Origin of the sequence: Stenotrophomonas sp. B1-1, assembly GCF_010894375.1 — a bacterium.
GTDB lineage: Bacteria > Pseudomonadota > Gammaproteobacteria > Xanthomonadales > Xanthomonadaceae > Stenotrophomonas.
Genome location: NZ_JAAIUZ010000028.1, coordinates 1 through 14565 on the forward strand (window position 1 = coordinate 1; position 14565 = coordinate 14565).

General features: G+C 67.9%; 14 protein-coding genes. 6 read left to right on the forward strand and 8 right to left on the reverse strand.

Annotation, left to right across the window (positions count from 1 at the left end):
- Positions 1-175: 175 nt before the first annotated feature.
- Positions 176-3433: an Rne/Rng family ribonuclease gene (locus tag G4G00_RS18690; protein WP_164275672.1), complete on the reverse strand. Its 3258-nt coding sequence runs from the start codon at positions 3431-3433 to the stop codon at positions 176-178.
- Between the two features lie 408 nt (positions 3434-3841).
- Between G4G00_RS18690 and G4G00_RS18695 the strand changes: the two genes are divergently transcribed.
- Positions 3842-4816: an RluA family pseudouridine synthase gene (locus G4G00_RS18695; protein WP_164275675.1), complete on the forward strand. Its 975-nt coding sequence runs from the start codon at positions 3842-3844 to the stop codon at positions 4814-4816.
- 129 nt (positions 4817-4945) lie between these two features.
- Here the strand turns inward: G4G00_RS18695 and zupT are convergent, their stop codons facing one another.
- From zupT to G4G00_RS18710, 3 genes are all read right to left on the reverse strand, one after another.
- Positions 4946-5755: a zinc transporter ZupT gene (gene zupT / locus G4G00_RS18700; RefSeq protein WP_108750087.1), complete on the reverse strand. Its 810-nt coding sequence runs from the start codon at positions 5753-5755 to the stop codon at positions 4946-4948.
- A gap of 98 nt (positions 5756-5853) precedes the next feature.
- The gene (locus G4G00_RS18705) at positions 5854-6270 is read right to left on the reverse strand and encodes an energy transducer TonB (RefSeq protein WP_164275677.1); all 417 of its coding nucleotides are present in this window, start codon (positions 6268-6270) and stop codon (positions 5854-5856) included.
- Positions 6270-6617: a 4a-hydroxytetrahydrobiopterin dehydratase gene (locus tag G4G00_RS18710; RefSeq protein WP_108750085.1), complete on the reverse strand. Its 348-nt coding sequence runs from the start codon at positions 6615-6617 to the stop codon at positions 6270-6272. The genes G4G00_RS18705 and G4G00_RS18710 overlap by 1 nt, the downstream gene beginning before the upstream one ends.
- Positions 6618-6707: 90 nt before the next feature.
- Here G4G00_RS18710 and G4G00_RS18715 point away from each other — a divergent pair, with 90 nt between their 5' ends.
- The gene (locus G4G00_RS18715) at positions 6708-7307 is read left to right on the forward strand and encodes an NfuA family Fe-S biogenesis protein (protein ID WP_108753590.1); all 600 of its coding nucleotides are present in this window, start codon (positions 6708-6710) and stop codon (positions 7305-7307) included.
- 10 nt (positions 7308-7317) lie between these two features.
- Positions 7318-9096: a hypothetical protein gene (locus tag G4G00_RS18720; protein ID WP_164275680.1), complete on the forward strand. Its 1779-nt coding sequence runs from the start codon at positions 7318-7320 to the stop codon at positions 9094-9096.
- A 65-nt stretch (positions 9097-9161) separates the two neighbouring features.
- Here G4G00_RS18720 and G4G00_RS18725 read toward each other — a convergent pair whose 3' ends face one another.
- Both G4G00_RS18725 and G4G00_RS18730 read right to left on the reverse strand, forming a co-directional pair.
- Positions 9162-9575 (reverse strand): barstar family protein, encoded by a 414-nt coding sequence (locus G4G00_RS18725; protein ID WP_164275683.1) that lies wholly within the window; start codon positions 9573-9575, stop codon positions 9162-9164.
- Positions 9572-10021 (reverse strand): ribonuclease domain-containing protein, encoded by a 450-nt coding sequence (locus G4G00_RS18730; RefSeq protein WP_108753587.1) that lies wholly within the window; start codon positions 10019-10021, stop codon positions 9572-9574. Before G4G00_RS18730 ends, G4G00_RS18725 begins: the two co-directional genes overlap by 4 nt.
- A gap of 222 nt (positions 10022-10243) precedes the next feature.
- Here G4G00_RS18730 and G4G00_RS18735 point away from each other — a divergent pair, with 222 nt between their 5' ends.
- Entirely contained in the window at positions 10244-10855 is a 612-nt protein-coding gene (locus tag G4G00_RS18735) for a superoxide dismutase (protein ID WP_108750080.1), read from the forward strand.
- A gap of 79 nt (positions 10856-10934) precedes the next feature.
- Here the strand turns inward: G4G00_RS18735 and G4G00_RS18740 are convergent, their stop codons facing one another.
- The gene (locus G4G00_RS18740) at positions 10935-11783 is read right to left on the reverse strand and encodes an endonuclease/exonuclease/phosphatase family protein (protein WP_108753586.1); all 849 of its coding nucleotides are present in this window, start codon (positions 11781-11783) and stop codon (positions 10935-10937) included.
- A 162-nt stretch (positions 11784-11945) separates the two neighbouring features.
- Between G4G00_RS18740 and G4G00_RS18745 the strand changes: the two genes are divergently transcribed.
- Positions 11946-13511, forward strand: coding sequence for an oligopeptide:H+ symporter (locus G4G00_RS18745; RefSeq protein ID WP_108753585.1), 1566 nt, complete (start codon positions 11946-11948; stop codon positions 13509-13511).
- A 12-nt stretch (positions 13512-13523) separates the two neighbouring features.
- A complete protein-coding gene (locus G4G00_RS18750; RefSeq protein ID WP_108750077.1) occupies positions 13524-14147 on the forward strand; it encodes a rhomboid family intramembrane serine protease in 624 nt (207 codons plus the stop codon).
- Between the two features lie 49 nt (positions 14148-14196).
- Here the strand turns inward: G4G00_RS18750 and G4G00_RS21855 are convergent, their stop codons facing one another.
- Positions 14197-14358, reverse strand: coding sequence for a hypothetical protein (locus G4G00_RS21855; RefSeq protein ID WP_199911370.1), 162 nt, complete (start codon positions 14356-14358; stop codon positions 14197-14199).
- Between the last annotated feature and the right edge of the window lie 207 nt (positions 14359-14565).

Consider the following 14565-nt stretch of genomic DNA (forward strand, 5'->3'; position numbering starts at 1 on the left):
GAATCAAAGTGCCAACCAAGGTTGGCACCTACCAAGCAAGCACGGACGCACCTGCGCGCGGTGAAGCAAAGTGCCAATCACGGTTGGCAGCGACCAAGGCCGTACGGGCCGCACAAACAAAAACGGCGGGGATCATCGATCCCCGCCGTTTCGCTTTCACGCGATCAAACAACGATCAGTTCGCCGGCGGCGTGCGCTTGGCGGCTTCTTCGTCTTCGTCCGACGCCGGGGCCTCGGCAGCCTGGCTGGCCGAATCGGCGTGGCCATCGGCCACCGGGTCGATCGACGGCGTCACCACGGCTTCGACCGGCGCGGCGGCTTCGACCGGAGCGGCCTCCAGCACGACCGGGGCGACCGGCTGTTCAACAACCGGCTGAACGTCCACGACCGGCGCAGCTTCAACGACCGGAGTAGCGATCGGGGCGGCTTCGACAACCGGAGTCGGTTCAACGACCACCGGGGTGGCGGCGGTCACGACCGGAGCGGCTTCCACCACCGGAGCGGCTTCAACCACGGCCGGGGCCGCTTGGGCCACCGGGGTGGCTTCAACCACGACCGGCTTCACCTCGGCCACGGGGGCGGCGGCGACCGGCTGCACCGGGGTGGCCGCATCGATGGCATCCAGCATGCTGGTCTGCACCGGGGTCGGCTTCGCCTGTTCCGGCTGCGGGGCGGCTTCGCGGGCCACCGGCACGTCCACGGACTGCACTTCGGTAACGGCTTCCAGTACGGCGCTGCTGACCGCAGCCACCGGTGCGGCAGCGGCAACAGCGGCCGGTGCGCGCGCGGGCTTTTCGGCCTCTACGCTGGCCGGCTCGATCTCATCGTCGAAATCGAACTCGGGCTGCGAACGCGCCGGCTGCTGGGTAGCCACCGCAGCGGGCGCGCTGCTGTCGCGGTTCGGTTCGACCACGTCCTGGTCTTCGCCTTCGTCACCTTCGTCCTGGTCATCGCCCAGCACGTCGGCGCCATTGGCGTTCTCGGCGCCACCGCGACGACGACGACGGCCACCGCGACGGCCGCGGCGACGGCGGGTTGCGCCTTCGCCGGCCTGCTCGCCGTTGGCCGCATCGGCTGCATCGGCCGTAGCGTCTTCATCGCCGGCAACCACGCCTTCGGCCTCAACGGCCGGGGTCGGGGTCGTGTCAGCGGGGGGCGCGACCTGCGCTGCCGGAGCGGCAACCGGGGTCGCCACCGGTGCGGTGGCTTCCTGCGCGGTGACCACGTTGGCGGCCACGGCAGTGGCGGCGACCGCGGCGGCCGGCACGGCGTCCACGGCCTCTTCGGCGGCGTTGCGCTGCGGCTTGTCGGTCGGCTTCTCGCCATCCTGCGGACGCGGCTGGCGCGGCTGCTTCAGCTTCGGCTGCTGCTGGCCCTGGCCCGGGTTGGGGTTCTGGCCCTGCTGCTCGTTGCGCGGCTTGTTCTGCTGCGGCTGCTGCGGCTGGGCAGCGTCCTTCTGCTGCTTGCCCTGCTGCGGCTGCTGCGCGTTGCCGTTGTTGTTGTTGTTGTTGCGGCCGTCCTTGCGCTGTTCGTTGCGGTCCTTGCGGTTGCCGCCATCCTTCTGCGCGTTGCCATTGCCGCCGTTGCCACGGTTCTCGTCGCGACGGTCCTTGTTACGGTCCTTGTTGCGATCCTTGTTACGGTCCTTGCGCTGGCCGCCGTCGTGTTGCGGCTGGCGCGCGGCCGGGGCCGGGGCAGCGGCCGGGGCCGGTTCGCCACCAAAGATGCGCTTGAGCCAACCGACCACGCCGCCGCTGGCAGCGGCCGGGGCAGCCGCAGCCACCGGGGCCAGGGCCGGCGCAGCGGCCGGTTCGGCTTCGGCACGCACCGGGGCCGGCGCAGTGTGCTTGACCTGAGTGACCGCCGGCGGCGGGATGTTCAGCTGGCCCTTGGTGAGGGCATGCACCGGCAGCTTGCGCGGGGTGCCGCGCTGATAGCTGGGCTTGTTGCTCTCTTCACCCAGCTCGTTCTCGCGCAGGCGGGTAACGGTGTAGTGCGGGGTGTGCAGCTGCTCGTCGGCAACGATCACGATCGGCGCTTCGTGGCGGCGTTCGATCTCGCGCAGCGCGCTGCGCTTCTCGTTCAGCAGGTAATTGGCGATCTCCACCGGGGCCTGGACCAGCACCTGCCCGGTGTTCTCCTTCATCGCATGCTCTTCGGCCACGCGGATGATCGACAGCGACAGCGACTCGACGCTGCGCATGCGGCCATGGCCATCGCAGCGCGGGCAGACGATCTGGCTGGATTCGCCCAGGCTCGGGCGCAGGCGCTGGCGGCTCATTTCAAGCAGGCCGAAGCGCGAGATGCGGCCGACCTGCACGCGCGCACGGTCGTACTTCAGCGCGTTGGCCAGGCGGTTCTCGACCTCGCGCTGGTGCTTGTTGGACGCCATGTCGATGAAATCGATCACCACCAGGCCGCCCAGGTCGCGCAGGCGCAGCTGGCGGGCCACTTCCTCGGCCGCTTCCAGGTTGGTCTGGAAGGCGGTGTCTTCGATGTCGCTGCCCTTGGTAGCGCGCGAGGAGTTCACGTCCACGGCGGTCAGCGCTTCGGTCTGGTCGACCACGATCGAGCCGCCCGACGGCAGGCGCACGTTGCGCTCGTAGGCACCTTCGATCTGCGATTCGATCTGGAAGCGGTTGAACAGCGGGATGTCGTCCTTGTAGTGCTTGAGCTTGCGCAGGGTCTGCGGCATCACCTGCTGCATGAACTCCTTGGCGTGCTCGTACATCTCCTCGGTGTCCACCAGGATCTCGCCGATGTCGGCGCGCAGGTAGTCACGCAGGGCGCGCACGATCAGGCGCGATTCCTGGTAGATCAGGAACGGGGCCGGCTTGCTCAGGGCGGCTTCGGCAATGGCGCGCCAGACGCTCAGCAGGTAGTCCAGGTCCCACTGCAGCTCTTCGGCATCGCGGCCGACGCCGGCGGTGCGGATGATCACGCCCATGTCGTCGGGGATGTTCAGCTTGTCCAGGGCGTCTTTCAACGCGGCCCGGTCTTCGCCCTCGATGCGACGGGAGACACCGCCGGCGCTGGGCGAATTGGGCATCAGCACCATGTAGCGGCCGGCCAGGGAGATGAACGTGGTCAGGGCGGCGCCCTTGTTGCCACGCTCTTCCTTGTCGACCTGCACGACCACTTCCTGGCCTTCCTTCAGCAGTTCGCGGATGCCGGCCTTGTTGTGGTCGACGCCGGCCTGGAAGTAGTCGCGGGAGATTTCCTTCAGCGGCAGGAAGCCATGGCGACCGCCGCCGTATTCGACGAAGGCCGCTTCCAGCGAGGGCTCGATGCGGAAGATCCGGCCCTTGTAGATGTTGGACTTCTTCTGTTCCTTGGACGGCTGCTCGATATCGATGTCATACAACGACTGGCCATCGACGATGGCAACACGCAGCTCTTCGGCCTGCGTGGCGTTGATCAGCATTCGCTTCATTCTTGCGTTCCTCGCAAGCGGCTACCGCGCGGAACGCCATGGGGTTTCGCCTCTGGATACGGCTCGCCGCCCATTCGCGCATGCGCGGGGAGGGCAGCTTCGGTTTCCAGCGCTACGACACCACGGCAGGCCGCGGGAGCGCTTCACTCTTATGGGTTTTGGGGTGTTGCAGGGCCGCAGGCAGCTGTCAGCCAGGCTGGAGCGCCACGCGGGACATGTTCAGCTCGGTTGCGTGTCAGGCATCCGGCGATGGCCGGGAAGGCCGGTGAGCCGCTAACATGGCCGCCCCGCGGGCGGTGGTCGCGCACTGTGCCGGATTCGTCGGAAGCTGGGCTTCTGGCCCTGAGTAACTTCCAACGAAATCAATCCCTTATCTCGCCCCCCGAGTGTAACAGAATAAACAGCCCGATGACTGCATCAGACCCCACCAAGCCGGCCGGCGACAAGCCTTCCGTGCGCATGATCACCGTTCCCGAGGACCGCGCCGGCCAGCGGCTGGACAACTTCCTGCTGGGCCAGCTGAAGGGCGCCCCGCGCAGCCTGGTCTACAAGCTGGTGCGCAGCGGCCAGGTGCGTGTGAATGGCGGCCGCGCCAAGGCCGAACGCAAGCTGGAGGCGGGCGACGAGGTGCGTGTGCCACCGGTTCGTCTCACCGAGGAAGGAGACAAGGCCGGCCCGCCCGAGGCGTTCATGCGCCGGCTGGAGCAGGCGATCGTGTTCGAGGACGCGCGCCTGCTGGCCCTGAACAAGCCCACCGGCGTGGCCAGCCACGGCGGCAGCGGCATCAGCTTCGGCGCCATTGAAACCCTGCGTGCGCTGCGCCCGGGGCAGAGCCTGGAGCTGGTCCACCGGTTGGATCGCGACACGTCGGGCCTGCTGATCGTGGCCAAGAAGCGTTCGGCGCTGAGCGAGCTGCAGGCCCTGCTGCGTGAAGACCACGGTGCCGGCATCCGCAAGCGCTACCTGACCCTGCTGGCCGGGCGCATGCCCGACGGTGTGATGACGGTGGACGCCCCGCTGCACGTGGGCCTGCGCCAGGGCGGCGAGCGCCATGTGCAGGTGAACGCGATCGGCAAGGAATCGATCAGCCACTTCCGCGTTCTTGAACGGCGCGGTGGGCACTCCTACTGCGAGGTGCGCATCGAAACCGGCCGTACCCACCAGATCCGCGTGCATGCCCAGCACCTGGGGCACCCGGTGGCTGGTGACGATAAGTACGGCGATCCTGCCGTCAACAAGCGGCTTCGTGAGCAGATTGGGCTGAAGCGCCTGTTCCTGCACGCGGCCTCGCTGGAGTTTGCGCTGGACGCGGGCAAAACCCCGTACGTGCTGAACGCGCCGCTGGCCGAAGAACTGGTGGAAGCGCTGGACCGCCTGAAGTAGCCCGTGTAGCGTCGAGCCATGCTCGACGGCTCTTCGGCCGGTTGCGCGGCAAGCCAGTCGAGCAAGCTCGACGCTACGGGGCCGGGGCGGTAGATCCACGCCATGCGTGGATGCGCCGTGCGGAGGCCGTCACCACTTGAACAGCACCAGGCTGATCGCCAGCGTGCCCATGCCGGCCACCAGCCCGTACACGGTCTCGTGGCCCTTGGCATAGCGTTTGGCCGCCGGCAGCAGCTCGTCCAGCGCCAGGAACACCATCACCCCGGCAATCAGGCCGAACACCCAGCCGAACGTGGCGTGCGACAGCGCGCCCTTCAGCAGGAAATAACCGATCACCGCACCCACCGGCTCGGCCAGGCCCGACAGCAGGCTGGCGGCGAAGGCGTGCAGCTTGTTCTGCGTGGCGAAGTACACCGGCACCGCGATCGCGATGCCTTCGGGAATGTTGTGGATGGCGATGGCAAACGCCAGCGGCATGCCCACCGACGGGCTTTCCAGGGTGGCAAAGAACGTGGCCAGCCCTTCCGGGAAGTTGTGCGCGGTGATGGCGATGGCCGTCAGCAGGCCGACCCGCTTGATATACGCCTTGTTGTTGTCGCGGAACGCCGGGTCCTGCTTGTCCAGCGTCTCATGCGGGTTGGGGATCAAGTGGTCGATCACCACGATCGCCAGCATGCCCAGCAGGAAGGCTGCCGTGCCGTAGGTGAAGCCGCTGCGCTCGCCGTAGGCCAGCGAGAACGAGTCGATGGCCTTGTTCAGGATTTCCGACAGCGAGACATAGACCATCGCGCCGCCGGCGAAGGCCAGGCCGAAGGCCAGCAGGCGCGGGTTGGGCCGGCGCGAGAACAGCACCAGCAGGCTGCCGATGGCCGTGGCCAAGCCGGCCGCCAGGGTGACGGCCAGCGCCATCCAGATGTTTTCAGGGGGGATCTGCAGCATGTGCCGACGCGTTCCAGGGGGTCAGTCGACCGCCCCGGCACGGGCCGGGGCGGCAGGGGCGAGGCGGGCGTCGGCTGGCCTCGTCGCAGTCAGCGCGATCAGCCGCCGCGGCGGGCGCGCTCTTCAATGGCAAAGCACTGGTCGGGCTTGGGCTGCGGCGGGTTGAAGCTGACCGGCACCTGGATCGTGGCCGGCACCGCCGCGCCATTGCGGGTGGCGGCCTTGAACTGCCAGCCCTGCACGGCGGTGCGGGCCAGTTCGTCCAGCTGCGGGTTGCCCGCGCCGGTCAGCAGGGCCACGTCGCTGGGCTTGCCGTCGGTGCCGATCACTACCCTGAAGGTGCTGGTGCCGCCCACGCCCAGGCAGGCCAGTTCCAGCGGGTACTGCGGCGGCGGCGTCTTCACCGCGGCCACTTCGGTGGGCGGCGCGGCCGGCGCCGCCGGCGGTTCTGCGCCGCCGCAGCCGGCCAGGCCGGTGGCAGCCAACAGGGAAAGGGTCAGCAGTCGCACATTCATCACTTTTGCTCCGTCAGGGCCGAAGTCTTGGCCGCGCAGATGAAGTCGTTTTCGCTCAGACCGCCCACGTCGTGGGTGGAATAGCGCACGACGGCACGGTCGTAGTGCACGCCCAGGTCCGGGTGGTGGTCCTCGTGGTGGGCGATCCAGGCCAGCGCGTTCACGAAGGCCATGGTTTCGTAGTAGTTCTTGAAGCGGAAGGTACGCAGCAGGGCCTGGCCGGCCTCGGCCAGCTCCCAGCCCGGCACCTGCGGCAGCAGCTCGGCCAGGCGGGCCTCGCCCAGCTTGTGGTCGCTGCCCTTTCGCGGCACGCAGTGCGCCTGTGCCAGCGGAATCAGGTCGGACATGGGTTCCTCCACCTCGTGTTGACTGAACAATGCGCCGGACAGTGTATAAATCGAATGAGCGGCCGACGCTGACTTGGCTAGAATAGCCTGATGATCCAGATCTCCGACACTGCCCAGACCCATTTCCGCAAGCTGATCGAACGTGAGGGCGTGCCCGGCATGGGCGTGCGCCTGAGCGCCGTCGATCCCGGCACCCCGCGCGCCGATGCGCGCCTGGAGTTCGCCGAGCCGACCGATCTGCTGGGCGACGAATGGGCCGTGGATTGCGACGGCTTCACTCTGTACGTCGACGCCACCAGCGTCGGCTGGCTCGATGGCGCGGAAATCGACATCGTGCCCGGCACCGCCGGTACCCAGCAGCTGACCATCAAGGCGCCGCGCATCAAGGGCGAAGCGCCCGGCGAAGCGGCTTCGCTGGTGGAGCGCGTGCATTGGGTGGTGGAAAACGAGGTGAACCCGCAGCTGGCCTCGCACGGCGGCAAGGTGGCCGTGCAGGAAGTTTCGGCCGACGGCGTGGTGCTGCTGCGCTTCGGTGGCGGCTGCCAGGGCTGCGGTATGGCCGATGTCACCCTGAAGCAGGGCATTGAAAAGACCCTGATGGGCCGGGTGCCGGGCGTGACGGCGGTGCGTGACGCCACCGACCACGACAGCGGCCACGCGCCGTACATTCCCCGCGGCAACGCCGCCTGACCGGCACCGCGTGCCTCTGCCCAGGGCTGAGCAACTTGTCGATGTGCTGCTGGCACGCCAGCAGCAGCGTCTCATTCTCGAAAAGCACACCCGCCTGCCGTATGGCTGGGCGATCTGGCTGCGCTCGCTGAAACCCCTGCCACGCCTGTTCCATGCCCGCGATGTGATTGCGGTGCTGCTGCCGCGGCCGCTGCCGGGGCGTCCGGGACGACTGCCGGCACTGTCGCCGTGGAATGCGGCGCGCCGCCTGTTCTGGCAGGACTGGGAGCCGGCGCCGCGTGACCAGCGCTGGATGCGCTGGACCTCGGCCGTGCTCAGTGCCTTGCTGCACCTGCTGTTCTTCCTGCTGCTGCTGTGGGTGGCGGTGATCCGCACCACCGAGCCCGATGCGGACGGCGCCGAAGGCGAGCGGGTACGGATTGAATTCATCGGTGCCGGCGCGCAGGAGGGCGGTGGCGACCAGGCCGGTGCCGAAGCCGCCGCTGCGGCAGCGCCAGCCGGTTCCAGCGCCGCCAGCGGTGCGCCCGGCGGTGCTGCCACTGCACCGCAGCCGCAACCGCAGCCCGTTCCGCCCGCACCTGCAACGCCCGCCGCGGCGGCTGCGGCGAGTGCGCCGCCGGTGGCAGAGCCGGCGCCCGCGGTAGAGACCGCGCCGCCGCCTTCACCGGTGCAGGCCACCGAGGTCGCTGAGGTCACGTCCGATTTCGTGGTGCCGCCAGTGACCGTGCCGCGTACCGAAGTGAGCGTGGTGCCGCGCAGTGTCACCCCCAGCGTGACCGAGCGCAGCGTGCCGCTGCTGCAGGCGCCGGCCACCCCTACGCCCGTGGCACCGACGCAGGTGGTGGTGCAGACGCCTGCACCGCGCGATATCCAGGTGCGCGAGCGCGAAGTGGCCGTGGTGGATGCACCCGTGCTGTCGCCGCAGCCGATGCGCAGCGTGGAAGTGCCGGTGTCGATGCCGCAGCGCGAAGTGCAGGTGCGCGAACGCGAAGTGCAGGCGGTAGTTGATCCGCAGGTGCGCATGGCGACCGTGGCCGGCCGCGAGCCGACCGTGCGTGCGCCACAGGGCCGTGACGTGCAGGTGCGCGAGCGTGCGGTCGCCCCGGCACCGGCTGCCGCGCCGTCGTCGGCCACCGGTAGTGGCGCTGCGCAGGCCGCGGCAGACTCAGCCCAGAGCGCGGCGGCGCAGAGCGCGGCCAGCACGGCGGCCAATGCTGCGCCCGCTGCCGCAGCGAAACCGGCACAGTCCGGTGCGCGGCCGGCGCCGACACCGGGCAACTGGGCCACGCCGGCGCGCGGCGACGATTGGGGTGCATCCAGCCGCAATCGTGACGGTGCCACGCAGGGCAGCAGCCAGGCCAGCCGCAGTGGCCAGGGCGAGGGCCTGTTCAACGCCGACGGCAGCGTGCGCGTGCCCGGCCAGGAGGGCACGGGCGCGGCCGAGCGCGGCGCCCCGGGCGGGGCCAATGATGGTTGGAGCAAGGAGCGCATCGCCCAGTCCGGCACCTGGCTCAAGCGGCCGCCGTACGACTACACGCCCACCTCGTTCGACAAGTACTGGGTGCCGCAGGAATCACTGCTGGCCGAATGGGTGCGCAAGGGCATCAAGGCCATGGAGATTCCATTGCCGGGCACCAGCACGAAGATTTCCTGCGTGATCTCGATCCTGCAGGCCGGTGGCGGCTGCGGCCTGAGCGACCCGAACATGCAGGACCAGCCGGCGATCGCGCGACCGCCGCCGGATATCCCGTTCAAGAAAGAACTACAGGAAGATAACGGCAGCCGGTAACGGGGCTGCCGCGCTGGTAGATCCACGCCATGCGTGGATGACTCGCCGAGGCCGCTGCGTGACCCTCACTCGCTCTGCGAGAGAAACACCCAGAACGGCACATCACGCCCGACCCAGTCGCGGCAGGCTTCATCCATCACGTCCAGCAGCGTGTCGAACTCCTTGCCCGCCTCGGCACGCAGGGTATCCACGTCGGCCAGGAACAGTGCATAGCCCGGCGCCGGCAGCCACTGCAGGTCGCGCAGATTGTCCGAAAGGGCATCCCAGTTGCCACCGAAACCGGCGGGGAAGTCGAGCTGCGCCGACAGCCGTGCCAGCAGCGTGCGCTTGTCGGCCACGCCCTGCAGGTCGATGCGGATCACCTTCAGCTGCGCATCGCGCATGGCAGCCGACAGTGCGGCGATATCGCCGGTGTCGATGGCATAGACGCCAGCATTGTTGATGTCGTGCAGGCCGAGGCCGAAATCATCGTGGCTCATGGGCGGTCTCCGGAAGCGGGTACGGTGAAACTGCGGAACGATTCGTAGTGGTCATCGGTGTAGTACCAGGCCTGGGCCGGGTCGCCGCCGGTAACGATGCGGCGCGCACCGCGGTTGCGGGCGCCCGGAGTGTCGACGGTGTATTCGCGGTAATAGCCACGGTCACGCGGCGGCAGCCGCTGTTCGCGGTTGCCGAAGGTGCTGCCATCCTGGCGGTGCGGGAACGGGCCGCCGCGCTGGATGAGGGCGATGGTCTGCCGCGCCTCGGCCGGCAGGAAGGTGGGCAGGGCATCGTTGCGGGCGCTGGCCGTGGGTGCTGCCACGGCCGGTTGGCCGGCAAGGCTGGGCGCGAACTGTGGCGGCGCCGGCCGCTGCAGGAAATGGTTGGCCAGCAGGCCCAGCAACAGCAGGGCGATGGCGGTGATCAGCAGCCGGGGGTTGCGCATGGGCGGGCGGGGCAGGGAAGGTGCATGCACTGTAGCGCCTGCGCGCTGCATCGCGCATGAGGACAGCGGCAGCGTCACCGCTGCGTAACAATTGCCGGAGGGCTCACGGGCAGGACGCAATTTCCTTTACATCCCCCTTGGTAATCTTCGCGTCTGTCCCCATCATTCAACGCGCACTGCCCGGCGACACCGCCGGGTGCCCTCGCTATCAGGAGATGCATCATGGCCTACACCCTGCCCAAGCTGTCCTACGCCTACGACGCTCTGGAACCGCATATCGATGCGGCGACGATGGAAATCCATCACACCAAGCACCACCAGACCTACATCAACAACGTCAACGCAGCGCTGGAAGGCACCGAGTACGCCGACCTGCCGGTGGACGAACTGGTGAAGAAGCTGAAGTCGCTGCCGGAAAACCTGCAGGGTCCGGTGCGCAACAACGGTGGTGGCCATGCCAACCACTCGCTGTTCTGGACCGTGATGGCCCCCAACGCCGGCGGCAACCCGGTGGGCGACGTGGCCAAGGCCATCGACAAGGACCTGGGCGGCTTCGACAAGTTCAAGGATGCCTTCACCAAGGCTGCGCTGACCCGCTTCGGCAGCGGCTGGGCCTGGCTGAGCGTCACCCCGGACAAGAAGGTCGTGGTTGAAAGCACCGGCAACCAGGACAGCCCGCTGATGGAAGGCAACACGCCGATCCTGGGCCTGGACGTGTGGGAACACGCGTACTACCTGAAGTACCAGAACCGCCGTCCGGAATACATCGGCGCGTTCTTCAACGTGATCGACTGGAACGAAGTCGAGCGTCGTTACCAGGAAGCGATCGCCTGATCGCGGCACTGGGATGAAACGAAGAGGCCGGGGCAAACCCCGGCCTTTTTGTTTGCGTGCGGTGGGTGCAACGCGGCGATCATTCGCTGGACGCCGGTACACCCTGCAGGCGCAGCGTGGCCATCACCCCCAGCCGCACGCCGGGTGCATCCCCTGCGGCCGGCAGGTCGATGGCCTGCTGGCGGATGCCGCCGAAATGCTTGACCTGGAACAGCACGTCCAGGCCGTGCCCGCTGGCACCGCCACCATTGGCGGCCGCCGTGTCCGGGCGTCCGCCGGGATTGCGCCGGGCCGGCTGGAAGCCCGGCGTGCTGCGCACCAGTTCGGTGGTGGGCGCGGCAAAGTCGCCGGCAATCAGGCTGGGCAGGCCTTCGGCGGTGGCGCCGATCCAAGCCATCAGGTCGCTGGTCTGGTGCTGGCGCGCGCTGGCCTCGTCCGCCTCCGGGCGCAGGCGCGCCACATAGACATTCAGCAGCGCCTCGCCCAGCCGCAGCCGCAGCATGCCCGCCGCACTGAAGGTGCCCGGCGGATGCAGCAGGGTCACCCCGTCCTCGCTTATCGGCAGTCGGGTCAGCATGGCGTTGCCGTGGCGCAGCGGCTGGCTTGGCGGGTCGGCGGTGACGAAGTCGCAGCTGTAACGCAGGCGGCTGGCCAGCCAGCACGCCGGGTTGCGGCCCTGTTCCTGCAGCACCTGCTGCACGGAAATCACATCGGGCTGCAGCTCGGTCAGCAGCTGCAGCACCTGTTCGCGCCGCTGCTTCCACTGCGCGTCATCGCGGCTGGGCAGTTCCAGCGCCGCCACGGTCAGCTGCCGCACGTCGCCGGTCGCGCCGGGCGCCGGCGGCAGCTGCGGGCGCGCCAGGGCAGGCAGGACCATCAGCAGCGCAAGGCTGCCGAGCAGGAAGCGGGCGGGGGCGAGGGGGCGCATAACGATAAGTTTACGCTTTCGCCGTGCAGGTGCCGTGACTTCCGGCACGGTGCGGCGCGCCTGCCATGGATCGGCGGCGCTGTCATGCAGCCCTGCAGCGTGCTTCGCGGGCGCAGGTTCCGGTAACCTTCACCCTTTCGCTTTGCAGGAATGCCTTACAGGATGAGCCACGACGCAGTCGCCCCCATCGCCGGCCAGGGAAAGATGCCGCGCCAGATTCCGTACATCATCGGCAATGAGGCCTGCGAACGGTTCAGTTTCTACGGGATGCGCAACATCCTGGTGCAGTTCCTGATCACCTCGCTGCTGCTGCAGGAAATCACTGCAGAAGGCCGCGCCGGTGAAGCCAAGGACATCATGCACAGCTTCATGATCGGCGTGTATTTCTTCCCGCTGCTCGGTGGCTGGCTGGCTGACAAGTTCTTCGGCAAGTACCACACCATCCTGTGGTTCAGCCTGGTCTACTGCGCCGGCCACCTGTGCCTGGCGCTGTTCGAGAACAGCCGCGAAGGCTTCTTCCTGGGCCTGGGCCTGATCGCGCTGGGCGCCGGTGGCATCAAGCCGCTGGTGGCCTCGTTCATGGGCGACCAGTTCGACCAGAGCAACAAGCACCTGGCCAAGATCGTCTTCGACGCCTTCTACTGGATCATCAACTTCGGCTCGCTGTTCGCCTCGCTGCTGATCCCGCTGGTGCTGAAGAACTGGGGCCCGCAGTGGGCCTTCGGTATTCCCGGCATCCTGATGTTCATCGCCACCTTCGTGTTCTGGCTGGGCCGCAAGCGCTACGTGCTGGTGCCGCTGCCGCCGAAGGATCCGCATTCGTTCGCCAACGTGGTGCGTACCGCGCTGACCGCGCGCGTGGCCGGCCAGGGCCGTCCGGGCCTGGTGATGGCCATTGCCGGTCTGGTGCTGGCCGCCGCCTCGTTCGGCCTGGTCGGTTCGCTGGGCATCGTGATCTGCCTGTGCCTGGCGCTGGTGGCCATCCTGGCCGGCATCGGCGGCGGAACCTGGCTGCAGCTGGACCGCGCCCGCGCGCAGCATCCGGCCGAAGCCGTGGAAGGCGTGCGCGCCGTGCTGCGCGTGCTGGTCATCTTCGCCCTGACCACGCCGTTCTTCTCGCTGTTCGACCAGAAGGCCTCCACCTGGGTGCTGCAGGGCCAGCAGATGCAGATGCCGAGCTGGTTCACCGCTTCGCAGATGCAGGCGCTGAACCCGCTGCTGGTGATGATCCTGATCCCGTTCAACAATCTGGTGCTGTACCCGGCGCTGCGCCGCTTCGGCTTCGAGCCGACCGCGCTGCGCCGCATGACCGCCGGTATTGCTTTCAGCGGCCTGGCCTGGATCGTGGTGGGCGGCATCCAGGTGGTGATGGACGGTGGCAATGCCATGTCGATCTTCTGGCAGATGCTGCCGTATGCGCTGCTGACCTTCGGTGAAGTGCTGGTCTCGGCCACCGGCCTGGAGTTCGCCTACAGCCAGGCGCCGCAGGCCATGAAGGGCGTGGTGATGAGCTTCTGGAACCTGACCACCACCATCGGCAACCTGTGGGTGCTGCTGTCCAACGCAGCGGTGCGCAACGAGGCGGTGACCCACAAGATTGCCAGCACGGGCCTGAGCGAGGCGGCGTTCCTGATGTTCTTCTTCGCCGGCTTCGCCTTCATTGCGGCGTTCGCCTTCGGTTGGTATGCACGACGCTATCGTATGGTCGACAACTACCGCAGCGCCTGAGCCTGACCTGACATGACCCCCGTCAATCTCCTGTTGATCGCCATCACCGCCGTGCTGTCCTGGATGGCGTTCAACAACCGCAAGCTGGCTGACCGCCTGATCCTGTGGCCGCCGGCGGTGGACCGCCACCGCCAGTACGACCGACTGGTCACCTACGGCTTCATCCACGCCGACTGGCCGCACCTGATCTTCAACATGTTCACCCTGTTCTTCTTCGGGGGGTACATCGAGAGCGTGATGGTGCAGCTGACCGGCAGCTTCCTGACCTATCCGGCGTTCTACCTGGGCGCACTGCTGGTGTCGATCCTGCCCAGCTACCTGAAGAACCAGAAGAATCCGAACTACCTCAGCCTGGGCGCGTCCGGTGCGGTGTCGGCGGTGCTGTTCGCCTACATCCTGCTGAACCCCTGGAAGATCATCCTGGTGTTCTTCATTCCGGCGCCGGCGATCGTGTATGCCGCGTTCTACGTCGGCTACAGCATCTGGATGGACAAGCGCGGCGGCGATCGCATCAACCACAGCGCGCATCTGGCGGGCGCAGCGTTCGGCATCATCTTCATGCTGGCCATGCAGCCGGCCATCTTCAGCCACTTCCTGCGCGAGCTGTCCAACCCCACCTTCAGCCTGGGCGGCTGAAGCGTGCCTGGGGTCGGATCCGATGGATCCGACCCCGGTCTACCCGGTTTCAGGCCTGGCTGGTCTGGCCGTAGGTATCCAGCAGCCGCGAATACACTTCCTCGCCGATGCGCTGGAAGTCCTGCTCTTCGGTCTGCCCTTCCACAGCCAGCTGCAGGAGGCCTTCCAGCAGGGCGCGGTCGGTATCGGATGGGGACGGGTTGGGGTGCATGACGGGCCTCCACGGCAGAGTACGGGGACATCGTTCGCAAGGGCCGTGCCAGCGCGGCCGTACCCCTGCGAAGGGGTTAGCGGCCGCCCGCGCTGCAGCTTGAGGGGCACAAACTGACGCAGCCCGGCAGTCCTTGCCCCTGTTCAGGCTTCACGCGATCATGGCGCCCGGCTGCGCACCATCCACGCAGTCGCCGCAGGAGACAGT